This is a genomic window from Streptomyces sp. NPDC048197, from assembly GCF_043202395.1.
Taxonomy (GTDB): Bacteria; Actinomycetota; Actinomycetes; order Streptomycetales; family Streptomycetaceae; genus Streptomyces; species Streptomyces siderophoricus.
Genome location: NZ_JBIDAJ010000001.1, coordinates 551939 through 575627, shown reverse-complemented (window position 1 = coordinate 575627; position 23689 = coordinate 551939). Strand labels below are relative to the sequence as shown.

22 protein-coding genes are annotated in these 23689 nt (G+C 71.6%); 9 read left to right on the top strand and 13 right to left on the bottom strand.

From position 1 onward, the window contains the following. Positions 1-44: 44 nt before the first annotated feature. The 3 genes from ACGF4C_RS02595 to pdhA are packed head-to-tail and all read right to left on the bottom strand — an operon-like array spanning position 45 to position 3747. On the bottom strand, positions 45-1526 hold the full coding sequence (locus tag ACGF4C_RS02595; RefSeq protein WP_393562629.1) for a dihydrolipoamide acetyltransferase family protein: 1482 nt from the start codon (positions 1524-1526) through the stop codon (positions 45-47). Further along, complete coding sequence (locus ACGF4C_RS02590; protein WP_030411539.1) at positions 1526-2560, bottom strand: alpha-ketoacid dehydrogenase subunit beta; 1035 nt, start codon at positions 2558-2560, stop codon at positions 1526-1528. Before ACGF4C_RS02590 ends, ACGF4C_RS02595 begins: the two co-directional genes overlap by 1 nt. After that, on the bottom strand, positions 2557-3747 hold the full coding sequence (pdhA, locus tag ACGF4C_RS02585; protein WP_393562626.1) for a pyruvate dehydrogenase (acetyl-transferring) E1 component subunit alpha: 1191 nt from the start codon (positions 3745-3747) through the stop codon (positions 2557-2559). Before pdhA ends, ACGF4C_RS02590 begins: the two co-directional genes overlap by 4 nt. Before the next feature lie 225 nt (positions 3748-3972). On the opposite strand from pdhA, the gene ACGF4C_RS02580 reads away from it, so the two are divergent. Then, positions 3973-4488, top strand: coding sequence for an Lrp/AsnC family transcriptional regulator (locus tag ACGF4C_RS02580; RefSeq protein ID WP_385856286.1), 516 nt, complete (start codon positions 3973-3975; stop codon positions 4486-4488). A gap of 66 nt (positions 4489-4554) precedes the next feature. On the opposite strand, the gene ACGF4C_RS02575 is transcribed toward ACGF4C_RS02580, so the two are convergent. Both ACGF4C_RS02575 and ACGF4C_RS02570 read right to left on the bottom strand, forming a co-directional pair. Beyond that, entirely contained in the window at positions 4555-5145 is a 591-nt protein-coding gene (locus ACGF4C_RS02575) for a TetR/AcrR family transcriptional regulator (RefSeq protein ID WP_030802949.1), read from the bottom strand. Further along, entirely contained in the window at positions 5142-6668 is a 1527-nt protein-coding gene (locus ACGF4C_RS02570; RefSeq protein ID WP_393562624.1) for a 3-hydroxyacyl-CoA dehydrogenase, read from the bottom strand. Before ACGF4C_RS02570 ends, ACGF4C_RS02575 begins: the two co-directional genes overlap by 4 nt. Positions 6669-6814: 146 nt before the next feature. Between ACGF4C_RS02570 and paaN the strand changes: the two genes are divergently transcribed. Further along, positions 6815-8497, top strand: a complete 1683-nt coding sequence (gene paaN, locus ACGF4C_RS02565; RefSeq protein WP_393562622.1) for a phenylacetic acid degradation protein PaaN — start codon at positions 6815-6817, stop codon at positions 8495-8497. A 51-nt stretch (positions 8498-8548) separates the two neighbouring features. On the opposite strand, the gene ACGF4C_RS02560 is transcribed toward paaN, so the two are convergent. From ACGF4C_RS02560 to ACGF4C_RS02550, 3 genes are read right to left on the bottom strand one after another with little or no spacing between them, the layout of a single operon-like run. After that, positions 8549-9223, bottom strand: coding sequence for a TrmH family RNA methyltransferase (locus ACGF4C_RS02560; protein WP_030802955.1), 675 nt, complete (start codon positions 9221-9223; stop codon positions 8549-8551). Then, positions 9220-10689, bottom strand: a complete 1470-nt coding sequence (locus ACGF4C_RS02555) for an HTTM domain-containing protein (protein ID WP_393562620.1) — start codon at positions 10687-10689, stop codon at positions 9220-9222. Before ACGF4C_RS02555 ends, ACGF4C_RS02560 begins: the two co-directional genes overlap by 4 nt. Continuing rightward, the gene (locus ACGF4C_RS02550; RefSeq protein WP_393562618.1) at positions 10686-11357 is read right to left on the bottom strand and encodes a DUF5819 family protein; all 672 of its coding nucleotides are present in this window, start codon (positions 11355-11357) and stop codon (positions 10686-10688) included. The genes ACGF4C_RS02555 and ACGF4C_RS02550 overlap by 4 nt, the downstream gene beginning before the upstream one ends. Before the next feature lie 167 nt (positions 11358-11524). Here ACGF4C_RS02550 and paaA point away from each other — a divergent pair, with 167 nt between their 5' ends. The 6 genes from paaA (at position 11525) to ACGF4C_RS02520 (ending at position 16795) form a co-directional block, all read left to right on the top strand. Then, the gene (gene paaA / locus ACGF4C_RS02545) at positions 11525-12475 is read left to right on the top strand and encodes a 1,2-phenylacetyl-CoA epoxidase subunit PaaA (RefSeq protein WP_201805560.1); all 951 of its coding nucleotides are present in this window, start codon (positions 11525-11527) and stop codon (positions 12473-12475) included. Then, on the top strand, positions 12472-12822 hold the full coding sequence (gene paaB, locus ACGF4C_RS02540; protein WP_393562616.1) for a 1,2-phenylacetyl-CoA epoxidase subunit PaaB: 351 nt from the start codon (positions 12472-12474) through the stop codon (positions 12820-12822). Before paaA ends, paaB begins: the two co-directional genes overlap by 4 nt. Further along, entirely contained in the window at positions 12819-13538 is a 720-nt protein-coding gene (gene paaC / locus ACGF4C_RS02535; RefSeq protein WP_393562614.1) for a 1,2-phenylacetyl-CoA epoxidase subunit PaaC, read from the top strand. Before paaB ends, paaC begins: the two co-directional genes overlap by 4 nt. A 41-nt stretch (positions 13539-13579) precedes the next feature. Beyond that, complete coding sequence (gene paaD / locus ACGF4C_RS02530) at positions 13580-14173, top strand: 1,2-phenylacetyl-CoA epoxidase subunit PaaD (protein ID WP_393562844.1); 594 nt, start codon at positions 13580-13582, stop codon at positions 14171-14173. Further along, positions 14173-15216, top strand: coding sequence for a 1,2-phenylacetyl-CoA epoxidase subunit PaaE (gene paaE / locus ACGF4C_RS02525; protein ID WP_393562612.1), 1044 nt, complete (start codon positions 14173-14175; stop codon positions 15214-15216). Before paaD ends, paaE begins: the two co-directional genes overlap by 1 nt. A gap of 445 nt (positions 15217-15661) precedes the next feature. Continuing rightward, positions 15662-16795, top strand: coding sequence for an acyl-CoA dehydrogenase family protein (locus ACGF4C_RS02520; protein ID WP_393562610.1), 1134 nt, complete (start codon positions 15662-15664; stop codon positions 16793-16795). A gap of 309 nt (positions 16796-17104) precedes the next feature. On the opposite strand, the gene ACGF4C_RS02515 is transcribed toward ACGF4C_RS02520, so the two are convergent. The 4 genes from ACGF4C_RS02515 to ACGF4C_RS02500 all read right to left on the bottom strand — a co-directional run bounded on the left by ACGF4C_RS02515 (position 17105) and on the right by ACGF4C_RS02500 (position 22385). Beyond that, positions 17105-17449, bottom strand: coding sequence for a rhodanese-like domain-containing protein (locus ACGF4C_RS02515; RefSeq protein ID WP_030411554.1), 345 nt, complete (start codon positions 17447-17449; stop codon positions 17105-17107). Between the two features lie 10 nt (positions 17450-17459). Further along, on the bottom strand, positions 17460-18683 hold the full coding sequence (locus ACGF4C_RS02510) for a hypothetical protein (protein ID WP_393562608.1): 1224 nt from the start codon (positions 18681-18683) through the stop codon (positions 17460-17462). A gap of 589 nt (positions 18684-19272) precedes the next feature. Further along, on the bottom strand, positions 19273-20733 hold the full coding sequence (locus tag ACGF4C_RS02505) for a DUF2252 domain-containing protein (RefSeq protein ID WP_393562606.1): 1461 nt from the start codon (positions 20731-20733) through the stop codon (positions 19273-19275). A gap of 305 nt (positions 20734-21038) precedes the next feature. Next, the gene (locus ACGF4C_RS02500) at positions 21039-22385 is read right to left on the bottom strand and encodes an ABC transporter permease (protein WP_393562604.1); all 1347 of its coding nucleotides are present in this window, start codon (positions 22383-22385) and stop codon (positions 21039-21041) included. 155 nt (positions 22386-22540) lie between these two features. On the opposite strand from ACGF4C_RS02500, the gene ACGF4C_RS02495 reads away from it, so the two are divergent. Then, positions 22541-22975 carry a MarR family winged helix-turn-helix transcriptional regulator gene (locus ACGF4C_RS02495; RefSeq protein ID WP_393562602.1) on the top strand — a complete coding sequence of 145 codons (435 nt, stop codon included), beginning with the start codon at positions 22541-22543 and terminating at the stop codon, positions 22973-22975. Between the two features lie 237 nt (positions 22976-23212). Here ACGF4C_RS02495 and ACGF4C_RS02490 read toward each other — a convergent pair whose 3' ends face one another. Beyond that, a complete protein-coding gene (locus ACGF4C_RS02490) occupies positions 23213-23575 on the bottom strand; it encodes a helix-turn-helix domain-containing protein (RefSeq protein ID WP_030417213.1) in 363 nt (120 codons plus the stop codon). Between the last annotated feature and the right edge of the window lie 114 nt (positions 23576-23689).

Sequence of the window (23689 nt, the reverse complement as noted above, 5' to 3'; positions counted from 1 at the left end):
TGCCCCTCCGGGCCCGACGGGGGGCGGGCCCGGAGGGGCTGGACTCACAGGCCCCGCAGTAGCAGTGCGGGCCGCTCGACGCAGTCGGCCACGAACCGCAGGAAGCCGCCCGCGGTGCCGCCGTCGCACACCCGGTGGTCGAAGGTGAGCGACAGCTGGACGACCTGCCGAACCGCCAACTCGCCCTCGTGTACCCAGGGTTTGGCGGCTATCCGGCCGACGCCGAGCATCGCCGCCTCCGGGTGGTTGATGATCGGCGTGGAGCCGTCGACCCCGAAGACGCCGTAGTTGTTGAGGGTGAAGGTGCCGTGGGTCAGCTCGGCCAGGGACAGCCCGCCGGCCCGGGCGGTCTCCGTGAGCCGCGCCATCTCGGCGGAAAGGTCCTCGACCGTACGGGCCTGGGCGTCACGCACCACCGGCACCACCAGGCCGCGGTCGGTCTGTGCGGCGAAGCCGAGATGGACCGCGGGCAGCCGGACGATCTCCTGGGTGCGGGTGTCGACGGTGGCGTTGAGCTGCGGGAAGCGCGCGAGCGCGGCCGTGGTGATCCGGGCCAGCAGCGCGAGCAGCGACACCTTGGGCGCGCCGGGGACGTTCATCGCCCGGCGGGCGGCGAGGAGTTCGGTGGCGTCCGCGTCCACCCAGCAGGTCGCCTCGGGGATCTCGCGGCGGCTGCGGCTGAACTTCTCGGCGGCCGCGCCGAGCATCCCGCGCAGCGGGATCCGCTCCTCGCCCGGGGTGGGGGCGAGGCCGGCCGCGGCACCCGGGGCGGCGGCCGTGGTGGTCGCGCCTGCAGCCCCTTCGGCCGCGGCGGCTGCGGTGGCCGGCTGCGGCGCCTGCTCCCGGCGGGCGCGGAGCGCGGACTCGACGTCCGTACGGAGGATCAGGCCGTCCGGGCCGGTGCCCGTCACCTCCTGCAGGTCCAGGTCGTTCTCCCGCGCCATGCGGCGCACCAGCGGCGAGATGACGGCCACCGTACGGCTGTCGGCGTCCGTGGCGCGGGCCGGGCGGGCCGCGCCGGCCTCCTCGGCCGGCGTGGCCGGCTCGGCCCCGGTCGGGGGTTGCGGGCCGCCCGCCTCGGGGCGCGCGCCGTCCGCGGGGCGGATCCGGCGCCGGCGCGCCGCGGCGGCGCTCGTGCCGTAACCGACCAGGACGTTGCCGGAGCCGTTCTCCGCCGCGTCTGCGGCCGGTGCCTCGGGGGCGGTCGCCGTCCCGTTGGCGGCGCCCGAACCGGCGCCCGTCGTGGGGGCCGGTTCGGGCGCCGCCAGATCGTCCGGTACCGCGCCGACCGCGACGGTCACCAGGGGGGTGCCCACCGGGACTTCGGCCCCCTCGTCGCCGTAGCGGGCGGTCACCACGCCGCCGTACGGGCACGGCACCTCGACCATCGCCTTGGCGGTCTCGACCTCGACCACCGGCTGGTCGACGGCGACGACCTCGCCCACCTCGACCAGCCACTGCACGATCGTCGCCTCGGTGAGGCCCTCCCCCAGGTCGGGCAGGGTGAATTCACGGACCACGGCCATCACGCACCACGTCCTTCGGTCCAGTCGGACTCCCACTGCAGGCGCGCGACGGTGTCCAGGATCCGGTCGACGCCGGGGAGGTGGTGCCGCTCCAGCATGGGCGGCGGGTAGGGGATGTCGAAGCCGGCCACCCGCAGCACGGGCGCCTCCAGGTGGTGGAAGCAGCGCTCGGTGATCCGGGCGGCGATCTCCCCGCCGGGCCCGCCGAAGCCGCCGGCCTCGTGGACGACCACGGCCCGTCCGGTGCGCCGTACGGACGCGCAGACCGTCTCGTCGTCGAACGGCACCAGGGAGCGCAGATCGACCACTTCCAGGTCCCAGCCCTCGGCGCGGCCGGCCTCGGCGGCCTCCATACAGGCGGGCAGCGACGGACCGTACGTGATCAGGGTGGCGCTGCTGCCGCGGCGGCGTATCTCGGCCCGGCCCAGGGGCGCGACCGGGGTGGGCGTGTCCGGCGACCACTCGGCCTTCGACCAGTACAGCCGCTTGGGCTCCAGGAAGACGACCGGGTCGTCGGAGGCGATGGCGGCCCGCAGCAGGCCGTAGGCGTCCTCGACGGTGGCGGGGGTGACGACATGCAGCCCCGGGGTGGCGAGGTAGTACGCCTCGGAGGAGTCGCTGTGGTGCTCGACGCCGCCGATGCCGCCGCCGTAGGGGATGCGGATGGTCAGCGGCATCGGGACCGCGCCGCGGGTGCGGTTGCGCATCCGGGCGACATGGCTGACCAGCTGCTCGAACGCCGGGTAGGCGAACGCGTCGAACTGCATCTCGACCACCGGCCGCAGCCCGTACATCGCCATGCCGACGGCGGTGCCCAGAATGCCGGCCTCGGCGAGCGCGGTGTCCGTGCAGCGGTCCTCGCCGAACTCCTTGGCCAGGCCGTCGGTGATGCGGAAGACGCCGCCCAGGGCGCCGACGTCCTCGCCCATCACATGGACGGCGGGGTCCTCGGCCATGGCGTCGCGCAGCGCACGGGTCAGCGCCTGCGCCATGGTGGCGGGCTTGCGCGCGGTGGCCGGAGCGGTGGTCGTCATGGCCTGGCCTCCTCGGCGGGCGCGGTGCCCGCGGTGTCCTCGGTGTGTCCGGCGGCCTCGGCCTCCAGCTCGGCGCGCAACTGCGCCGCCTGGGCGCGCAGTTGGTCGGTCTGCTCGGCGAACACGTGGGTGAACAGGTCCATCGGGTTCAGCACCGGGTCGGCGTTCATGCGCTCGCGGAGGTCGGCGGCCAGCTGCTCGGCGCTCTCCCGGGTGGTGGCGACGAACTCGTCGGTCAGCAGACCACGGCCGGCCAGCTCGTGCTCCAGCAGGGCTATCGGGTCGTGCGCCCGCCAGGTCTCGACCTCGGCGTCGGTGCGGTAGCGGGTGGCGTCGTCGGCGTTGGTGTGCGCCTCGATGCGGTACGTGACGGCCTCGACGAGGGTGGGGCCGCCGCCCCGGCGGGCGCGCTGGACGGCCTCGCCGAGCACCTCGTGCATCGCGGGCGCGTCATTGCCGTCGACCAGGCGGCCGGGCATGCCGTAGCCGACCGCCTTGTGGGCGAGGGAGGGCGCGGCGGTCTGCTTGGCGAGCGGCACGGAGATGGCGAAGCCGTTGTTCTGCACCAGGAAGACGACCGGGGCCTGCCAGAGCGCCGCGAAATTCAGCGCCTCGTGGAAGTCGCCCTCGCTCGTGCCGCCGTCGCCCACCATGGCCAGCGCCACCACCTCGTCGCCCTTGAGGCGGGCGGCGTGTGCCAGGCCGACGGCATGGGGAAGCTGGGTGGCGAGCGGGGTGCACAGGGGGGCGATGCGGTGTTCGTGCGGGTCGTAGCCGCAGTGCCAGTCGCCGCGCAGCAGGGTCAGCGCCTGTACGGGGTCGAGGCCGCGGGCCACGGCAGCCAGGGTGTCGCGGTAGCTGGGGAAGAGCCAGTCCCGCTCCTCCAGCGCCAGTGCGGCGGCGACCTCGCAGGCCTCCTGGCCGGTGGAGGACGGATAGACCGCCAGCCGTCCCTGCCGGGTCAGTGCGGTGGCCTGGGCGTTGTACCGGCGGCCGCGCACGAGCTGGGCGTACAGCCGGGTCAGCAGTCCGGAGTCGAGCCGGGCGGCGGCGTCCGTGCCGAGGATGCGGTACGGCTCCTCGTCGGGCAGGAGAGGCGCGGGATCGACGCGCGGGCGCCACGCAGGCGGCGGGCCGGCCAGGCTGCTCTTGTTCCTGCTGCTGCCGGGCTGCTCAAGGACCGTCATGACGAGCACCTCCTCGGTTCGAAGGGGTGGCGCGATGGCGCCGCAGAAGGGTGGTGGGCGAACGGCGGATGGGCAGGATGAAACCGGTCGGGGCGGGTGAGCCCTTCCCTACCGATTGTTCGGTCGCTGATGCATTTTGGCTACAGGCGGGTTCAGCCTGTGGACAAACGGTTCTCCACAGCTTCAGATGAAGACAGGGCGTCCACAAAGGGGAGGCGGGACCATATGCCGGACGAACAGATGGCCAATAACAACGGTCAGCCACCGACGCCCGAACCGCCCGCCCCGGCCGCCCGCCCGCTGGACACCATCGACCGGTCGATCCTGCGCATGCTGCAGACCGACGGCAGGGCCTCGATACGTTCCGTGGCCGAGCGGGTGCACGTTTCCCGCGCCAATGCCTACGCGCGCATCAACCGGCTGATGGACGACGGGGTGATCCGCGGGTTCAGCGCCCTCGTCGACCAGGAAAGAGCAGGTCAGGGCGCCTCCGCATACATCACGCTGAAGATCGTGCAGAACTCCTGGCGGACCGTGCGCAAGCAGCTCACCGCGCTGCCGGGCGCCACCCACATCGCGCTGGTCAGCGGCGATTTCGACGTGCTGCTGCTGGTGCACACCAAGGACAACCGGGAGCTGCGGGAGCTGGTCCTCACCCGTATCCAGTCGATACCGGAGGTGCTCAGCACCCGCACCCTGCTGGTCTTCGAGGAGACCGATCTCGGTCCCGAGGGGGAGTGAAGCGCCCGGTGACGCGGGGCGGGCCGTCAGGGGCTTCTCAGGGCCCCTGTGGATCCACAGGACCCGTCAGAGCCGGCGCAGGCCCGTGAACGCCGTGCGCACCACGGCCTCGGCGACCTCGTCGCGGCTCGCCGCGCCGCCCCGCCCGGGCCGGTACCACTCCACGATCGAATTGATCATGCCGAAGAGCAGCCTCGTGGCGAGCCGGACGTCCACGTCGTCCCGCAGGTCGCCGTCGGCGGCGGCCTGCTTGAGCAGCGCGGCCACCTCGTGGTCGAACTCCCGGCGGCGCTCCATGGCCCACCGCTCGGTGTCCGTGTTCCCCCGCACCCGCAACAGCAGCGTCACGTAGGGGAGTTCGTCCATCAGCACCTCGGTCACCCGGCGGGTGACGTGCTCCAGCCGCTCGATCGCCCGTCCCTGGAGGGCGGCCGGTTCCTCCAGCACGCCGAAGAGGCCGTCCAGGGCCCGGCTTATGGCACGGTGCAGCAGCTCTTCCTTGCTGCGCACATGGTGGTAGATCGAAGACTTGGAGATGCCGGCCGCCTTGGAGAGGTGCTCCATGGAGGTGCCGTCGTAGCCGCGCTCGATGAACACCTCGACGGCGACGGCGAGCAGCGAATCGGGCGTGTAGGTGTCGCGCTTGGCCATGGTCATGATGAGAGCACCTGTTCCTCGAGGTCCGCACGGCGCCGCAGCGCCCAGGACGGTACGTAGCGTCCCTGGGCATTCTGGTGGTGCATCGAGTCCAGCAGGTCCCACACCCAGTGGGCACCGAGCCGTTCGGCCCATTCCATGGGGCCCCCGGGGTAGTTGACGCCCAGGCGCATGGCGGTGTCGATGTCCTCAGGGGTGGCCACCCCGCGGGCGGCGGCGTCCACGGCGAAGTCGACGATCATCGCGACCGTCCGGGCGACGATCATGCCCGGGACGTCACCGATGACGCTGACCTCCTTGCCCAGCGCCTGGAACAGCCCGACCGCCTCGGCGAGGTCCGACTCGGAGCACGTCTCCGAGGGTGCCAGCGCGATCCGGGTCGCGGCCCGGTAGTCGAGCGAGAGGTCGAAGCGGATGTACTTGTCGTAGACGACGCTCGTCGCCGGGTAGCCGTTGGTCAGCGCCAGGCAGGCCCCGCCGGGCAGCCGGAGGAAGCCCTCCGACTCGCCGGGCGTGCGGTCGCGGGTGACCTTGATGCCGGCCTCCACGATCAGCTCGCGGAGCACCGCGGCGGGGCCGGGCAGTTGCGCATGCAGGGCGACGGCCTCCGGGGCCGGGCAGGGCGCCGCGGTGTGCGGCGCGGGCGGCTTCGCGCCCTCGGAGTAGTCGTACCAGCCGCGCCCCGCCTTGCGGCCGTGCAGCCCGGCCTCCACCAGCCGGCGCTGCGCCAGCGAGGGGGTGAACTTGAGGTCCTGGAAGAAGGACTGCCACACGGAGTGGGTGACCGCCTCGTTCACGTCCTGCCCGATGAGGTCGGTCAGCTCGAACGGCCCCATCTTGAAGCCCGCGCCGTCGCGCAGCACCGCGTCGATGGTGGCGGGGTCGGCGACGCGTTCCTCGTAGGCGCGCAGCGCCTCGGCGTAGAAGGGGCGGGCGACGCGGTTGACGATGAACCCGGGGGTGTCGGCGCAGCGGACCGGCTTCTTCCCCCAGGCCGCGGCGGTGTCGTACGCCGCGTCGGCGGCCGCCTCGTCCGTGGCGAAGCCGCTGACCACCTCGACCAGCGGAAGCAGCGGCGCGGGGTTGAAGAAGTGCAGGCCCACGCAGCGGCCGGGGCGGCGCAGGCCGCCGGCGACCGCCGTCACGGAAAGCGAGGACGTATTGGTGGCCAGCAGGCAGTCGTCGCCGACGATGTCCTCCAGCGACCTGAACAGCTCCTGTTTGGCGCCGAGCTCCTCCAGGATCGCCTCGATGACCAGCGCGGCGTCGGCCAGCTCGGCCAGGGCGGTGGCGGGGGAGAGGCGGTCGCGGGCGGCGTCCCGCTCGGCCGCCGTGATCCGGCCCTTTTCCACCAGCCGGTCCAGCCGCCGCACGAGCGCGCCGGCGGCCTGGTCCGCGCGCCCGGGGGCGCTGTCGTAGAGCCGTACGCGATGGCCGGCGACCAGCGCCACCTGCGCGATTCCCTGTCCCATGGTGCCCGTACCCACCACTGCCACGGTGTTGCCCGTGCCGATTGCCGTCATGCCAGCTGATCCTCCCCGACCGACTTTTCCACAGGCTCGCCGGGCCCTCTTGCCCCGACCGATCGTTCGGTTACTCTAACTCCGTTGTCCTGTCCGCTCCCAGCCCTATCCGCTTTCCGCCCGGCTCGACGAGGAGTTGGTCATCGATGGCCGCCGAAATGACCGCAGCGCAGTTGATCGAGAAGCACCGCCCGACCCTCGACCAGGCGCTGGAGGCGATCCGTACCCGCGCCTACTGGTCCCCGCACCCCGAGCACCCCAAGGCGTACGGCGAGACCGCCGCGGCCGACGGTGCGGCCGCGTTCGAGGCGCTGCGCGGCAAGCGCTTCGAGCTCACCCAGCCCGGCACGGACGACTGGACGGGCCAGGAGGTCTCGCCCTACGGGCCGGAGCTGGGGATCAGCTACCCGCACCCGGACGTGGACGTCCTGCTGCCCGCGATGCGCGCCACCATCCCCGCCTGGCGGGACGCCGGCCCGGAGCTGCGCGCCGCGGTCTGCCTGGAGATCCTGGCCCGGATCAGCGCCCGCACCCATGAGTTCGCCCAGGCCGTGATGCACACCAGCGGCCAGGCGTTCATGATGGCGTTCCAGGCCGGCGGACCGCACGCCCAGGACCGCGGCATGGAGGCGGTGGCGTACGCGTACGCCGAGCAGACCCGCACCCCGGGGCAGGCAGCCTGGTCCAAGCCGCAGGGCAAGCGCGACCCGCTGGAGCTGTCCAAGAGCTTCACGGCCGTGCCGCGCGGCGTGGCCCTGATGATCGGGTGCAACACCTTCCCGACCTGGAACGGCTACCCCGGCCTGTTCGCCTCCCTGGCCACCGGCAACCCGGTCCTGGTCAAGCCGCATCCGCGGGCCGTGCTGCCGCTGGCGATGACCGTCAAGGTGGCGCGCGAGGTCCTCGACGACGCCGGCTTCCCCGCCGACCTGGTGTGCCTGGCCGTGGACAAGCCGGACGAGGGCCTGGCCAAGACGCTGGCCGTCCGCCCCGAGGTGCGCATCATCGACTACACCGGCTCGACCGCGTTCGGCGACTGGCTGGAGACCCACGCCCGGCAGGCCGAGGTCCACACCGAGAAGGCCGGCGTGAACACCGTCGTCATCGACTCCACCGATGACTACAAGGGCATGCTCAGCAACCTCGCCTTCTCCCTGTCGCTCTACAGCGGCCAGATGTGCACCACGCCGCAGAACCTGCTGATCCCCCGCGGCGGCATCACCACGGACGCCGGGCCCAAGTCGTACGACGAGGTGGTCAGCGACCTGGCGGGCGCGGTGAGCGGGCTGCTGGGCGACGACGCGCGGGCCAACGCGCTGCTGGGCGCGATCGTCAATCCGCAGGTCAAGGAGCGGATCGACGCCGCCGCCGGGCTCGGCGAGGTGGCCCTGGCCTCCCGTGAGGTGGCCAACCCCGACTTCCCGGGGGCGACGGTCCGCACCCCGGTGATCGTCAAGCTGGACGGCGCCAAGCCGGATGCCGAGGCGGCGTATCTGTCGGAGTGTTTCGGGCCGGTGTCGTTCGCGGTGGCCGTCGACTCCGCCGCCGTCGCCGTGGACCTGCTGCGGCGCACGGTCCGCGAGAAGGGCGCCATGACCGTCGGCGCGTACACCACGGACGCCGAGGTCGAGCGGCTGGTGGAGGACGCCTGCCTGGAGGAGTGCGCCCAGCTGTCGCTGAACCTCACCGGCGGGGTCTATGTGAACCAGACCGCGGCGTTCTCGGACTTCCACGGCTCCGGCGGTAACCCGGCGGCGAATGCGGTGCTCTGCGACAGCGCGTTCGTGGCCAACCGCTTCCGGATGGTGGAGGTGCGCCGACCCGCATGACCTGAGCGGGCCGGGCGCCGGCCCGCGTGACGTGGCCGGGCCCGGCGCCGGTCAGCCGGCGTCCGGCCCGTCGATCCTCGCGTGACGGCCGATCCAGGCGTGCATCGCGATGGCGGCCGCCGCCCCCGCGTTGATCGAGCGGGTCGAGCCGAACTGCGCGATCGAGCAGACCAACGAGGCGTGGCGGCGCGCCTCCTCGGTCAGCCCCGGCCCCTCCTGACCGAAGAGGAGCACACACCGCCGCGGCAGCTCCGTCGTCTCCAGCGGCACGGCCCCCGGGAGGTTGTCGATCCCGATGATCGGCAGTCCCTCGGCGGTGGCCCAGGCGGTGAGGTCCGCGGTGTCCGGGTGGTGGCGGACGTGCTGGTAGCGGTCGGTCACCATCGCCCCGCGCCGGTTCCAGCGCCGCTGGCCGACGATGTGGACCTCCTTGGCCAGGAACGCGTTCGCGGTGCGCACGACGGAGCCGATGTTGAAGTCGTGGCCCCAGTTCTCGACCGCCACATGGAAGTCGTGGCGGCGGGTGTCGAGGTCCGCGACGATCGCCTCCCGCGTCCAGTAGCGGTAGTGGTCGACGACGTTGCGGCGGTCGCCGTGCGCGAGCAGCTCCGGGTCGTAACGGTCGTCCTGCGGCCAGGGCGCCGGATGCGGGCCGACGCCGATCTGGGTCCCGTAGCCCTCGTCGTACTGGAGGGGCTCGGCGGGGGCGGTTTTCTCGCTGCTCACCCCACGAGCGTATGGCCACCGCCGCCGTGCTCCGTACGGGCCGGGGGCTCACCGCCTCCGGGGCCGCCGTCCGGGCCGGCCGGGACGGTGCGCGGGAAGAGGCGTTCGCGCAGGCCGGAGACGCGGGTGGAGAGCCAGGTCAGGAAGTTCGTCGGCAGGAAGACCGCGTCCGCGGCGATCATGGCGAGCGAGAAGAACGGCAGCCCCAGCAGGAACGCGATCGAGAGGTGCTCGCAGATCATGATGACCAGGAGCACGTTCTTGAGCCGGCGGTTGAAGAGCGTGAAGGGGAAGGCCACCTGGACGATCACCGTGCCGTAGGTGATCAGCATGACCATCAGGCCGTTGCTGCCGAGCAGCTGGGAGAGCGCGGGCCAGGGCGAGAAGTAGTCCAGGTGCATCGGGTAGTAGACCGCGGTGCCGTCCTGCCAGCGGGTGCCCTGGATCTTGTACCAGCCGGCGGTGGAGTAGACGAGGCAGACCTCGACCATGATCACCAGCAGTGCGCCGTTGTGGGCGAGCTTGGTGAGGGTGTCCAGGACGGTGCGCGGCTCCCCCGGTGCGTAGCGCTGGACCGCCCACCAGAGCCCGTGCGCGACCCACAGGCCCCACAGGACCAGGCTCCAGCCGATGTGGGGGAACGGGCCGTTGTCGAACCACAGGAGGGCGTAGCTGCCGGTGAGCTGCGCGACGGCGAGGGCGAGGCCGAGCACCGCCCACAGGACGATGCCGGTCAGATCGCGTCCGCGGCCCGCACCCGGCGTGCGTACGGCGGTCTGTGCCTCCCCGGGCGCCTCCCCGCCGGCCGCGGACACCTCCGCAGCGGACGCCTCCGCCGCCGCCCGGGCGCGCTTGGCACGGCGGGCGTCCAGCGACCAGACCTGGCCGCACCGGGTGAGCACGAGATACATCGACATCAGGTGGATGACGTTGTCGCCGCCGTCCCCTATGAAGACGCTGCGGTTCTGCAGCGAGATCACGCCGAGCATGAAGAGCACCGACATGGTGCGGGTGCGCCAGCCGAGCAGCAGCGCCGCGCTGGACGCGACGGCCATCAGGTAGACGCATTCGAACCAGCCGCGGCCGTCGGACCACAGCAGCATGGAGAAGGCGTGGTTGGCGTCCAGGAGGCGGCGCGCCATGTCCAGGCTCCAGGGGCTGTCGGGCCCGTAGAGCGTGAGGCGGTGCGGCCACTCGCGCAGCAGGAACAGCAGCCAGGTCGCCGAGAAGCCGATCCGGATCACGGCGGTCTGGTACGGGGCCAGCGCGCGGCCGGTGGCGCGGCCGAAGAGGCGGCCGACGGCACGCTCGATCCGGGTCTCCTCGTAGGGGGCCGGGGTCGCGGCGGGGGCCTGGGGCTCGTGGGGTGCGTGCGCCTGCTGCGGCACGTCGGTGGGCTCCGTGGTGTGCGAGGGCTGCGAGGTGTTCTTCGGCTGCTGGGGCTGGTGGGGCATCGGGGACGTCACTGGCTGTTCGCCCCCTCGGGGAGGTCGGCCGTGGTGACCTGCCACCAGGGCTGCACGCGGTACACGGGCTTGTCGCTGATCTTCTCGGTGCTCCACGACGGCGGGCTCACGGCGGCCGTGCGGGAGCGGACCTGGATGCGCTCGACCCGGCCACCGGCCGCGGTCCACTCGCCCTGCATCCGGAACATCACGATCCGCCGGATGTAGCGCTCGGCCAGCTCGCCGCGGGTGCCGATCGGGCGGCCCTGGGCGTTGTGGCTGTTGAGGAAGAGCTCCCAGCCCCGGCGCAGCTGGTTCTGCTCGGTGTGGCTGGGCAGCGGGTTGTGGAGTATGGCCCGGCCGTCACGGGCGGTCAGGTCGGTCCAGCCGGTGGTGCGGCCGCTGCCGTCCTCGGCACGGATCTCCGCGCGGACCTGGACCGCGACGTTCTGCTGGAGGGGGTTGGGCGCGAACAGCTTCCAGTTCTGTTCGTACTCGGGATAGACGTAGTCGCTGATCAGGGCGCCCTGCTGCTTGCTGAGCGTGTTCTGCGGCGCGACGTGCAGAAACATCATGGCGAGATGAATCGCGACGATGACGGCGACGGCGCAGGCCGCCACGCCTATGACGATCCGCGAGGGTAGCGACAGCGCGGCCAAAGGCCGCGGTTCGTCCCCGTATGACTGCATTCCCGCCCCGTTCCCGTAAACCCATGCGGTCAACTCCGCTGGGGAACCGTACCTACGCGCCCGCACCGGGCACACCCTCCCCCGACTTATCCACAGGCTTGACACCCGCTGCCCGCCCACTCACCATTGAACCGAACGATCGGTCGGTCGGGAGCGAGGGGGCACACATGACGACGATCGCGCCGGAGGAGGCGGCTCAGGAGGCCGCGTTCGACGCCACCGTGGCCGCGGACGAGCGGATCGAGCCACGGGACTGGATGCCGGAGGCGTACCGCTCCACACTCGTGCGGCAGATGGCGCAGCACGCCCACTCCGAGATCATCGGCATGCAGCCCGAGGCCAACTGGATCACCCGCGCGCCCTCCCTGCGCCGCAAGGCGATCCTGATGGCCAAGGTGCAGGACGAGGCCGGCCACGGCCTGTATCTCTACAGCGCCGCCGAAACCCTCGGCACAAGCCGCGACGAACTCCTCGACAAGCTCCACAGCGGCCGCCAGAAGTACTCCTCGATCTTCAACTACCCCACCCTGACCTGGGCGGACGTCGGAGCCATCGGCTGGCTGGTGGACGGCGCGGCGATCACCAACCAGGTCCCGCTGTGCCGGTGCTCCTACGGCCCCTACGCCCGCGCGATGGTCCGCATCTGCAAGGAGGAGTCCTTCCACCAGCGCCAGGGCTACGAGCTCCTGCTGACCCTCAGCCGCGGCACGGACGCCCAGCACGCGATGGCGCAGGACGCGGTCGACCGCTGGTGGTGGCCCTCCCTGATGATGTTCGGCCCACCGGACGACGAGTCCGCGCACTCCGCCCAGTCCATGGCCTGGAAGATCAAGCGGCACTCCAACGACGAGCTCCGCCAGCGCTTCGTCGACATCTGCGTCCCCCAGGCCGAGGCCCTCGGCCTCACCCTCCCCGACCCCGACCTGGTGTGGAACGAGGACCGCGGTCACTACGACTTCGGCTCCATCGACTGGACCGAGTTCCGCGAGGTCCTCAAGGGCAACGGCCCCTGCAACGAACAGCGGATCAACCGCCGCCGACAGGCCCACGAAGAAGGCGCCTGGGTGCGCGAGGCAGCCGCCGCACACGCGGCCAAGCACGGGAAGGCCGGACGATGACGACGACACCCCGCCCCGCGGAAACCCCCGCCTCCGGCGCCCCCGCCGAAGCGGCGGACGCCCGCCCCACCGACTGGCCCCTGTGGGAGGTCTTCGTCCGCAGCCGCCGCGGCCTGTCGCACACCCACGCCGGCAGCCTGCACGCCCCGGACGCCGAGATGGCCCTGCGCAACGCCCGCGACCTCTACACCCGGCGCTCCGAAGGCGTCTCCCTCTGGGTGGTGCCCTCCGCCCAGATCACCGCCTCCTCCCCGGACGAGAAGGACACCTTCTTCGAACCGGCCGGCGACAAGCCCTACCGCCACCCGACCTTCTACGAGATCCCGGAGGGGGTGCACCACCTGTGACGGACACCGTGACCACCCCCGCCCTGCCCCTCGGGGACGATGCGCTGATCCTCTCCCACCGCCTGGGCGAGTGGGCCGGCCAGGCCCCGGTCCTGGAGGAGGAGGTGGCGCTGGCCAACATCGCACTGGACCTGCTCGGCCAGGCCCGGGTGCTGCTCTCCCTGGCCGGCGACGAGGACGAGCTGGCGTATCTCCGCGAGGAGCGGGAGTTCCGCAACCTCCAACTCGTCGAGCAGCCCAACGGCGACTTCGCCCACACCATCGCCCGCCAGCTCTACTTCTCCACCTTCCAGGAGCTGCTCTTCGAGCAACTGGCGACCGGAGAAACCGACTTGGCGCCCCTGGCCGGCAAGGCCGTCAAGGAGGTCGCCTACCACCGCGACCACGCCACCCAGTGGACCCTCCGGCTGGGCGACGGCACCGACGAGAGCCACACCCGGATGCAGCGCGCCCTGGACGCCCTCTGGCGCTTCACGGGCGAGATGTTCGAGCCGGTGGCCGGATTGGAAACCCTGCCCTGGGCCACGTTCCACGACGTGTGGACCACCCGCATCACCGCCACCGTCGAGCAGGCCACCCTCCGCCTCCCCGAAGGACCGCAGCGCGGCGCCTGGACCGCCGGCGCGGGCCGCCAGGGCCTGCACACCGAACCGTTCGGACGACTGCTCGCCGAGATGCAGCACCTCCACCGCAGCCACCCGGGGGCGACATGGTGACCACCGGCGACACCACGACCGCCATGCCCGCCAGGCCCGCCATGCCTCCTACAGTCGGCACTGCCGGCAGGCCCACCACGGGCGGCACGGCCGGCACGTTCGAGACGGTCGGGACGGCCACCCCGACCGCCCCGGCCACCCCGCCCACCACGGCGCTCGAAGCGGAACTGCTGGCACTGGCCGGCTCCGTTCCCGACCCCGAGCTGCCTGTCCTCACCCTCGCCGAGCTCGGCGTCCTGCGCGCTCTGCGGCTGACCGCCCCCGACCGCGTCGAGGTCGAGCTCACCCCCACCTACACCGGCTGCCCCGCCATCGAGGCCATGTCCGCCGACATCGAGCGGATACTCCACGACCACGGCATACCCGACGTCGAGGTCCGTACGGTCCTCAGCCCGCCCTGGACCACGGACGCCATCACCGCCGAGGGCCGCCGCAAGCTGGCCGACTTCGGCATCGCCCCACCGCGCCCGGCCGGCCCGTCCGGCGGCCCCGTCTCCGTCACCCTCACGATCCGCTGCCCGCACTGCGGATCGACCGACACCACCCTGCTGAGCCGGTTCTCCTCCACGGCCTGCAAGGCGCTGCGCCGCTGCGAGTCCTGCCGCGAACCCTTCGACCACTTCAAGGAGTTGTGATGTTCCACCCGCTCCGGGTCCAGGAGGTCGAGCGGCTCACGGACGACGCGGTGGCCGTCACCTTCACCGTCCCGCCCGAACTCCGCAGCGCCTTCCGGCACACCCCCGGGCAGCACATCGCCCTGCGCAGGACGGTCGACGGCCAGGAGATCCGCCGTACGTACTCCCTCTGCGCCCCGGCCACCGACGAGCCCGTCCTGCGCGTCGGCATCCGGCACGTCGAGGACGGCGCCTTCTCGACCTACGCACTCAAGGAGCTGGCGGTCGGCGACACGGTGGAGGTGATGGCCCCGGCCGGCCGGTTCGTCCTCGCCCCGCGCCCCGGTCACTTCGTGGGGATCGTCGGCGGCAGCGGCATCACCCCCGTACTGTCCATCGCCACCACCCTCCTCGCCCAGCAGCCCGACGCCCGTTTCTGCCTGATCCGCAGCGACCGCACCGCGGCCTCGACGATGTTCCTGGAGGAGGTCGCCGACCTGAAGGACCGCTATCCCGACCGCTTCCAGCTGATCCACACCCTCTCCCGCGAGGAACAGCAGGCCGGCCTGCCCTCCGGCCGCCTGGACGAGGACCGGCTCCGCACCCTGCTGCCCGCCCTGCTGAAGACCGACGCCATCGACGGCTGGTACCTCTGCGGCCCGTACGGCCTGGTCCAGGGCGCCGAACGCGCCCTGCGCACCCTCGGCGTCCCCCGCAACCGCATCCACGAAGAGATCTTCCACGTCGACAACGGCGCCCCGACCGCACCCGCGGCCAAGGCCCCCGCACACAGCACGGTCACCGCCACCCTCGACGGCCGCTCCGGCACCTGGCCCGTCCACGACGGCGAATCACTCCTCGAAGCCGTCCTCCGCAACCGCGCCGACGCCCCCTACGCCTGCAAGGGCGGCGTCTGCGGCACCTGCCGCGCCTTCCTGGTCTCCGGCGAGATACGCATGGACCGCAACTTCGCCCTCGAATCCGACGAGGTCAACACCGGCTACGTCCTCGCCTGCCAGTCCCACCCGGTCACGGAGAAGGTGGAGCTGGACTTCGATCGGTAGGGGGTGGGCCCGGGGGAGGAAGCCTGGCCGTCGAGCGGCCGAAACCCCGCTCGGCTGGCCGCGGCCGAGGCGCAAGCCTTGCCTGGTCTGGGCTGAAGTCCGCACAGACGGCTCCTGCCCATCGCCCTTCCCCTGTCCTGCCTGTCCTGCCCCGTCCTGTCCCCTCCTTCGCCGAACCCCAGCCCACTACTCCTGGCTGAAGCCAGGACTCAGCCGCTGCTTGGCGCATGACGAGGGGTCCCAGGCGGTCCGACGGGTCGGGGGACGGACGGTCGGTCGTTCCCAAAGGCTTGTAGCGCTTGGTGAAGCGGCGGTAGGCCAGGCCCCCTGGCCTACCGCCACTTCACCAACCACCGCCATTCCCAATTCCTGGAACATGTTCTACCTTGGCGCCTGACTTGACGGCTCGTCAGGTCGTGGTGTCGTGCGGAAGGAAGGACAGGCAGTGGACTTCACCTTCACCGAGGAGCAACAGGCCGCCGTCGAAGCGGCGCGGGCCGTCTTCTCGGGGACCGCTCCGGACGACGTACCCAGCCCGGCACTCACCACCGGAGCGGTCGCCGACGACTTCGACCGCGCGCTGTGGCGCAAGCTCGCCGACGCGGATCTACTGGGCCTGCTCATCGCGCCCGAGTACGGCGGCGCCGGCCTCGACCCGATAGCCCTCTGTCTCGTACTGCGCGAATCGGCGAAGGTGCTGGCCCGGGTGCCTCTGCTGGAGTCCGGCGCGGCCGCGCTCACCCTCCAGCGGTACGCCGATGCCGCGCTCCGTACGGGCCTACTGCCGCAGATCGCCACCGGCGAGCTCGTCGTCACCGTCGCCGCCGCCGGCCGTACGGGCCATGAACCGGCCGAACTCGCCGTCCGTGCCACCCACGAGGGCACCGACTGGATCCTCGACGGCACGCAGACCGCCGTCCCCTGGGCCGCGACCGCCGACCGGATCCTGCTGCCCGCACACACCGCCGAGGGCCACGCCGTCCTCGCCCTCGTCCCCCGTGCCCACCCCGGCGTCACGCTCGCCGACCAGATCTCGACCAGCGGCGAGCGCCAGGCCGAGGTGCGGCTCGACTCCGTTCGTATCAGCGCCGCCGAAACGCTCACGGACCCGGCCGCCTGGGAATCCCTCCGCCACCTCCTGACCATCGGCACCTGCGCCCTGGCCCTGGGGCTCGGCGAGCGGGTACTGGCCATGACCGGCGAATACACCGGCAAGCGCGAACAGTTCGGGTTCCCGCTGGCCACCTTCCAGGCAGTAGCGGTCCAGGCCGCCGACCGGTTCATCGACCTGCGCGCCATGGAGGCCACCCTCTGGCAAGCCGCCTGGCGCCTCACTTCCGACGCACCCGGCCCGCTCCCACCGGCCGGGGACATCGCGGTCGCCAAGATCTGGGCCTCCGAGGGCGTACGCCGCGTCGTCCAGACCGCCCAGCACCTGCACGGCGGTTTCGGTGCCGACACCGACTACCCGCTGCACCGCTACCACGCCTGGGCCAAGCAGCTCGAACTCTCCCTCGGCCCCGCCGCCGCCCACGAAGAGTCCCTCGGCGACCTGCTCGCGGCGCATCCGCTGGGGTGAGACTCGGTGGGGAGGGCGCGCGGACTCACGGGGTGCCGTGCGCTCACGGGACTGGCGCGGGCTCCCTGGGTTATCGCGCGCTCACCGGGCTGGTGCGCGCTCGCTGGGCGAGCGTGCGCTGCCCTCTCGGCCTGCAGGGAGAGGAGGGGCGTAGGGCGTGGCAACACAGGCGGGCACTGTGCAGCGACCAGGTGGGTGGCGGAGGCCGGCCGACTGTCACGCAGGCACTGACCGACCTGCTGTCTAGCTAGCCAGACACTGGCCGACCGGCACTGACCAGCCAAGCACCGGCCGGGTGGCACCGACCGGCTAGATAACCGTCCCTGTTCCGCCCTTACCGTCGGAAACGGGACGACCGGCGGCCTCCCATGCCTGCATGCCGCCCGCGACGTTCACGGCGTCGATGCCCTGCTGGACCAGGTACTGCGCCACCTGGGCCGAACGGCCACCGACGCGGCACAGGACGTAGACCTTGTCGCCCTCGGGCGCCTTCTCGGTCAACTCCCCGTAGCGGGCGACGAACTCGCTCATCGGGATGTGCAGCGCACCTTCGGCGTGCCCCGCCTCCCACTCGTCGTCCTCCCGGACGTCCAGGAGGAAGGCCTCGGCCGAGAGCGCGTCGACACCGACGGTGGGTACAGAACCAAATTGCATGGTCCCGACGCTACCCGACCAGCTGCGTGAGGTACGCCTCACGTTCTGCGACGTCGGCGAGCAGCTTCTCGGCGATCTCGTCCAGCAGCCGGTCCGGGTCCTCCGGCGCCATCTTGATCATCGCACCGATCGCGCTCTCCTCCAGCTCGGCGGCAATGGCCGCCAGCAGTTCCTTGCGCGTGGCCAGCCACTCCAGGCGGGCGTAGAGCTCCTCGCTCTCGCTGAGCCGCTCCTCGGCCGGCGCCGGGCCGGCCTCCCACTCCCGCGCCAGCTCCCGCAGCGCCGCCTCGTCGCCCCGGCCGTACGCCGCATTGACCCGCGCGATGAACGCATCCCGCCGCGCCCGCTCCGCGTCGTCCCGCGCCAGGTCCGGGTGAGCCTTGCGGACGAGCTCGCGGTAGGCCTTACGGACCTCCTCGCTGGGCCGTACCTTCTGCGGCGGCTGCACCGGCTGCTCGGTGAGCATCGCCTGCGCCTCCGGGAACAGCCCGTCCGACCCCATCCAGCCGTGGAACAGCTCTTCCACCTCCGGCATCGGCAGCACCGATGCCCGCGCCTCGTGCGCCTTACGGATGTCCTCGGGGTCGCCGGTACGCGCCGCCACGGCCTCGGCGATCTGCGCGTCCAGCTCGTCGAGCCGCGCGTACATGGGGCCGAGCCGCTGATGGTGCAGCCGGGAGAAGTTCTCCACCTCCACCCGGAACGTCTCCACCGCGATCTCGAACTCGATCAACGCCTGCTCCGCAGCCAACACGGCCTTGGCCAACCGCCGCGTCCCCTCATCGGCCGCGTCTTGAGGGTTGAGGTCCTGACGACCGCGGGAGCCCTGGCCACGGGAGTCCTGTCCGGGGGAGTTCTGGCCACGGGAGTCCTGGCCGGGGGATGGGTCCGGATCAGTGGACGGGACCTGGGCGGCGGAGGGGCCGTGGCCTGCGGACGCGTCCGGGCCGACGAACGGGTCCTGGCCAGCGGAGGCACCATGACCAGTGGACGGGCCCGGGCCGGTGACATTGCCTGGTTCGCCCGACGGGGCGGCGTCGCCGGACGAGCCGGAGCCGTCAAACGAGCCGGAGCCGTCAACCGGGGCCGGCTGTCCTTCCGTGCCGGCGGCTGGGGCGCCCTGGCCGCCGTCGCGAGCATCCGGCGCCTGCGGTTCCCCCAAGGCATCCGCCGTGCCCGGTCCGTCCGCTCGGTGCTGGCCGTCCTGTGTGTTCTCCGCGTGCGAGTTCGTCACCCGGTCAGCGTACGGCCCGAGCCAACCCGCGCCCTGCCTCGCCACCGGCTGAAGGCTTCCGTCACCCCCGTACCTCGGCCACGGTCTGCCCTGGAAGGGTGGCGCTTCGCCTTTCCCTGCCGCCTTCCCCCCTGGGCCCCTCCCCCGCCCCCCACCCCACCCCACCCCTCACCCACCCACCCACCGCACCACCTACCGCCCACCGCCCCCGCGCACCACCCACCGCCTCCCGCGCCCCCACCGTCCGCCGCCACCCGGCCAGCGCCACGACAGCAGCACGACAGCGCCACGATCAACGGTCGGTCCTCGTCGATCAGCAGTCGGCACCGTCGGCCGGCACAGGCATCGGACAGCGGGCATCGGGCATTGGGCATCGGACAGCAGGCATCGGACAGCAGGCATCGGACAGCGGACATCAGGCATCGGTCATCGGTCATCGGGCGACAACAGAGACCACCGTCGATCGGCAGTGGCCACCCTCGATCGGCGAGGCCACCGTCGGGCGCCACAGGTGAGCCCTGCAGAGACCGGACAGTCACGGGCAGGTGTGGTCTGTCTGCTGCTGTGGCGCGGCCGAGATCGGCCGAGCTCATACCCCCATTTCTGCCGCTATGCGGCCGTTCTTCACTGCTGTGGTCAGTGCCGTGTGGTCCGCTTCCGTGCGGTCTGCATAGGCAACGGCGAACTTCGCTATGGCCTCGTCCAGTTCCTCGCTCTTGCCGCAGTAGCCGGCCACCAGGCGTGGGTCGGCGCTGTGGGCGTGGGCTCGGGCCAGGAGGGCGCCGGTCATCCGGGCGTAGTCGTCCAGCTGGTCGCCGGTCAGCTGGGCCGGGTCGACGCTGCCCTTACGGTTTCTGAACTGGCGGACCTGGAACGGAAGTCCGGCAGCCGCATCACCCGTCTTGTGGTCGAGGGCAGTGGAGTGGGTGCCTCCTCCGGCGGCCGGAGGTATGTCCTGCACGGTCGTCCAGCCGAGCAGGATGTCGCTGACGACCTGCATCCTCCGCTGGCCGAGCACCACCCGACGGCCTTCATGCGTCACCGCCGGGGCCGGGAAGCCGGCCTTCTCCACATACCGTGCCAGCGCCGAGCTCCGGGCCTCCTTCACCTGCAGGACCAGCGGCTCACCCCGGTGATCCAGGAGCAGCACCACGTACGACCGCAAGCCCACGCTGCCCGTGCCGACCACTCGGAAGGCCACGTCGTGCACCGCGTACCGGGCCAGCAGGGGCAGCCGGTCCTCGGGGAGGGTGTCCAGGTAGCCGGTGAGGGAGGCGGCCACGGCTGCCGCTTCGGCGTCCGGCACCCGGCGCAGCACCGGTGGCGCGTCCACGAACCGACGGCCTCCGTCCGCCGTCCGCTCGGTCGCCTTCGCCGCGAACCGCGCGCTGGTGTTCTTCCGCGCCTTGGCCGACACCCGCTCCAGCGTCCCCAGCAGGTCCCGGGCGTCGGTGTGGGAGACCAGTTCCTCATCGGCGATCGCGTTCCACGCCTCGGTCACCGGCAGCTTCGCCAACAGCCGCATCGTGCGTCGGTACGCGCCCGCCGAGTCCTGGGCAGCCTTGCGGCAGTCGTCCTCAGCCGCGCCCGCTTCCCGGCCCGCCAGGACCATCGACGTGGCGAGCCGCTTCACGTCCCACTCCCACGGGCCGTACAGGGTCTCGTCGAAGTCGTTGAGGTCGATGACGAGGCCGCCACGGGCGTCGCCGTAGAGACCGAAGTTGGCGGCGTGGGCGTCACCGCAGATCTGGGCCCCGATACCGGTCACCGGGTCGGCCGTCAGGTCATACGCCATCAGGCCCGCGGAGCCGCGGAGGAAGGCGAACGGGCTCGCGGCCATCCGGCCGACCCGTATGGGAGTCAGGTCCGTAAGCCGTCCGGCGTTGGATTCCTCCACCGCCGCTACCGCGTCCGGGCGTTCGACCGCGCTCGACAGTGCGGACTGCGCGGCACGAGGCAGCCGCTCCCGCAACGCCCGGCCGGCCGCCTTGGGCGACGGGCCCTGTGCATCGGCCTTGGCAAACCCCGGTACGTACGGCACACGCGTCATGCGGGCCACCTCCCCCTTCAGGACCTTCACGGCTGCGGCGACTTCGGCGACATCCACCAGGTCGGTGGGGTCGGCGAATTCCCTGTCATTGGGCACTACTTACCGGCCGCCGGACGGACTGCTCCCGGCCTGCCGACGTGCAATGACGTTACCGACGTCGCGTCATCGCGCGCAGGGCCTGTGGATAACTCTGCGTATCCGCTGGTCGTTGAGGGGGAGGGAGGGGACGGGAAGGGGGATGGGGGCGAGCGAAGGGGCAGGCGGGAGGGGGCGTCCACGGCCGGCCGCAGGTAAGTCATTGGCCTCTAGACCCCCACCGCCTCCTCCATTTCTTCCTCCGTCATTACTTCCTCCGTCATTTCTTCCTCCGTGGCCGCGTCCGCCGAGCCGGTGCCGGGTGTCGCCGCCCCAACCCACCGCTGCGGCCTGGGCTCCGGCACCGTTGCCGCCACCGCGGCCGCTGCCACCGCCGCCGCATTGGCCGCCGCTTCGTCCTCCGCGGCCCGTCGGCGTCGTTCGGCCAGCCCCGCCAGACCGACCATCAGCACACCGACGAGCAGCCAGCCGACCAGCGTCCAAACGTGCCCGGACAGGCCGTAACCGTCGAAGTAGACGTGACTGCGGAGGCCCTCCACGAAGCCGGCACCGTTCCAGAAGGAGTGCAGCGCGGCGAAGAAGCCGTTCTGCATCTCGGGCCGGAAAATCCCGCCGGACGAGGTGAAGTTGAGCATCACGAAGAGGGCCATCACGCCGAGCGTCGTCCACCGCTTGAGGAAGGTGTGCAGGCCGGTACCGATCAGCAGAACGCCGGCGGAGTACAGCCACGCCATGCCCCACAGGCCCCACAGGCCATGGTCGACGAGGTGGAACACCGGGCCCGCGAGCGCCGTGCCGATGAGGCTGACCACGACGGACGTGCCGATCGCCAACGCGGCCCGCAACCGGAGCGGCAGCACGGCACCGGCACCTCCGATCACCGCGACCGAGGCGTATGAGCCGATGCTGATCGCCACCAGCAGGAAGAAGACGCCCTGACCGGTCGGATCGTCCTCGGCGGGCGGTGCGACGTCCGTGACCTTCAGCGGGGCACCTTGCCGGGCCGCGAGGGGAGTGAAGATCTTCTGCACGACGGAGGCGCTGGTATCGGACCCGGCGGTGGCGACGAGCAGTTCAGGGGCCCCCGCCCCGCGCGCCTGCCCCCGCGTCTGCCCCTGCGACCGCTCCTGCGCCTGCCCCTGCACCTGGCCGCGCGCCTGCCCCTGCGACCGCTCCTGCGACTGTCCCTGCGCCGCCGCGTTCATCACGTACGCACCGAAGATGTCCTGATGCTTCAGCTGCTCGACCGCGGTCGCGCGACGGGGGACCGTACGCGCCTCGAGGTCACCCCCCGACCTATCGTTGATCGACTGGGCGAGCAGCTGTGCGCTACGGCTCGATCCGACGACCGCGACCGGCAGGTGGTGGGGTGCGGGATGTGCGAACGCGCCCAGGTAGGCGAGCCCCATGCCGATGCACATCAGCAGGGGCGTGATCAGGTGCGCCAGGACATGGCGGAGCCCGGCCGTGTGGGTGGCGGGGCGGCCGGCGGAGGCGGCCCGGTGGCCGCCTTGGGGCGCACTTCGGTGGTGGTCGGGACGTCGGACCGTACTCATGGGGCGAGCCTTCTCACGCTGAGGGGATTCGTGCGGCGGCGCGCCGGCCCGCGACGGACTGCGGGCCGGCAGCCGGCAACAGTTGACAGCAACAGTTGGCAAATACAACTCACGCTTACGTTGTACTCTACAACTACATCTACGAAAGGCAACCCGTGCCCCATCGCGATGACTCCGTCGAGACCATCCAGCAGGAGATGACCGCCTTCGCCCGGCGGGCCCGCGCGACCGCCGCCCGGATGCATCCCGAGCTGTCGCTGGTCTCCTACACCCTGCTTGCGCACCTCGATGACCAGCGCGGATGCCGCGCGACGGACCTCGCGGCGCACTACTTCCTGGACAAGTCCACGGTCAGCCGGCAGATCGCCGCACTGGAGAAGCTCGGTTTCGTCGAGCGCCGGGTCGACCCGGACGACCACCGCGTCCAGGTGCTCCACCCCACCGAGAAGGGCGCCCAGGTGCTCGCCAACGTCACCGCCAGCCGCCGGCAGGCCTTCCGCGAGCGCCTGGCCGACTGGGAAGAGGCCGACCTCGACCGCTTCGCCACCTACCTACAGCGCTACAACGCGGCCCAGGAGCGACTGGGATAACTGGGACTGCTGGAACTACTGGGATTACTGGCGCAACGGAGGCACCCCCAGGACAGGAGGCAACCCACCAGGACAGAGGGGAGAGCGGGGGAAAGCGGGGGAGACCGGGACGACCGGGAAGAGCGGGAAGAGCGGGAAGAGCGGGAAGAGCGGGAAGAGCGGGAAGAGCGGGAAGAGAGGGAAGAGCAGGAAGAGAGGGCCGGCAGGCAAAGAACCAGGCACGAAGCCCCCGACCGCCTACCTCCGGAACCGCTTCGGGCACTGCCCGCCGTCCGCCAGATACGTCTCCGCCCAGCGGCCCAGTTCCTTGAGGGCGGGGTCCATCGCGAGGCCGGCCTCCGTGAGCCGGTACGAGACCCGGAGCGGAGGGCCTGCATCCACTTCGCGCACGATCAGGCCGACCCCCGCCAGCTCCATCAGACGGTCGGAGAGCATCCGCTCGCTGATGCCGGGGATCGCCCGCCGCAGGTCGGCGAAGTGCACCGGGCCGGACATCAGGGTGGCAACGATCAGCCCCGTCCAGCGCTTCCCGAACAGCTCGAAGACGCGCGCCATGCCGTCGTCGACCTGCTTACACGTCGCCTCGCTGTGGTCCGCCATACACCCAGCGTACCGCCCTCTCGTTGGCTACTGCAGAAAAGTAAGCTCCTGTGCTATGAATAGTGACGTACGGAATTCAACCAGCTAGCCAAACGTTGGTCATTCCGTGCTCAG

Bases quoted from the DNA above. Each gene is read 5' to 3' on its own strand.
- ACGF4C_RS02500 (WP_393562604.1), bottom strand. From the start codon at position 22,385: ATGAGTACGGTCCGACGTCCCGACCACCACCGAAGTGCGCCCCAAGGC.
- paaA (WP_201805560.1), top strand. From the start codon at position 11,525: ATGACGACGATCGCGCCGGAGGAGGCGGCTCAGGAGGCCGCGTTCGAC.
- ACGF4C_RS02580 (WP_385856286.1), top strand. From the start codon at position 3,973: ATGCCGGACGAACAGATGGCCAATAACAACGGTCAGCCACCGACGCCC.
- paaN (WP_393562622.1), top strand. From the start codon at position 6,815: ATGGCCGCCGAAATGACCGCAGCGCAGTTGATCGAGAAGCACCGCCCG.
- ACGF4C_RS02515 (WP_030411554.1), bottom strand. From the start codon at position 17,449: ATGCAATTTGGTTCTGTACCCACCGTCGGTGTCGACGCGCTCTCGGCC.
- ACGF4C_RS02590 (WP_030411539.1), bottom strand. From the start codon at position 2,560: ATGACGACCACCGCTCCGGCCACCGCGCGCAAGCCCGCCACCATGGCG.
- ACGF4C_RS02570 (WP_393562624.1), bottom strand. From the start codon at position 6,668: ATGACGGCAATCGGCACGGGCAACACCGTGGCAGTGGTGGGTACGGGC.
- paaD (WP_393562844.1), top strand. From the start codon at position 13,580: ATGCCTCCTACAGTCGGCACTGCCGGCAGGCCCACCACGGGCGGCACG.
- ACGF4C_RS02505 (WP_393562606.1), bottom strand. From the start codon at position 20,733: ATGACGCGTGTGCCGTACGTACCGGGGTTTGCCAAGGCCGATGCACAG.
- pdhA (WP_393562626.1), bottom strand. From the start codon at position 3,747: ATGACGGTCCTTGAGCAGCCCGGCAGCAGCAGGAACAAGAGCAGCCTG.
- ACGF4C_RS02490 (WP_030417213.1), bottom strand. From the start codon at position 23,575: ATGGCGGACCACAGCGAGGCGACGTGTAAGCAGGTCGACGACGGCATG.
- ACGF4C_RS02550 (WP_393562618.1), bottom strand. From the start codon at position 11,357: ATGCAGTCATACGGGGACGAACCGCGGCCTTTGGCCGCGCTGTCGCTA.
- paaE (WP_393562612.1), top strand. From the start codon at position 14,173: ATGTTCCACCCGCTCCGGGTCCAGGAGGTCGAGCGGCTCACGGACGAC.
- paaB (WP_393562616.1), top strand. From the start codon at position 12,472: ATGACGACGACACCCCGCCCCGCGGAAACCCCCGCCTCCGGCGCCCCC.
- ACGF4C_RS02575 (WP_030802949.1), bottom strand. From the start codon at position 5,145: ATGACCATGGCCAAGCGCGACACCTACACGCCCGATTCGCTGCTCGCC.
- ACGF4C_RS02595 (WP_393562629.1), bottom strand. From the start codon at position 1,526: ATGGCCGTGGTCCGTGAATTCACCCTGCCCGACCTGGGGGAGGGCCTC.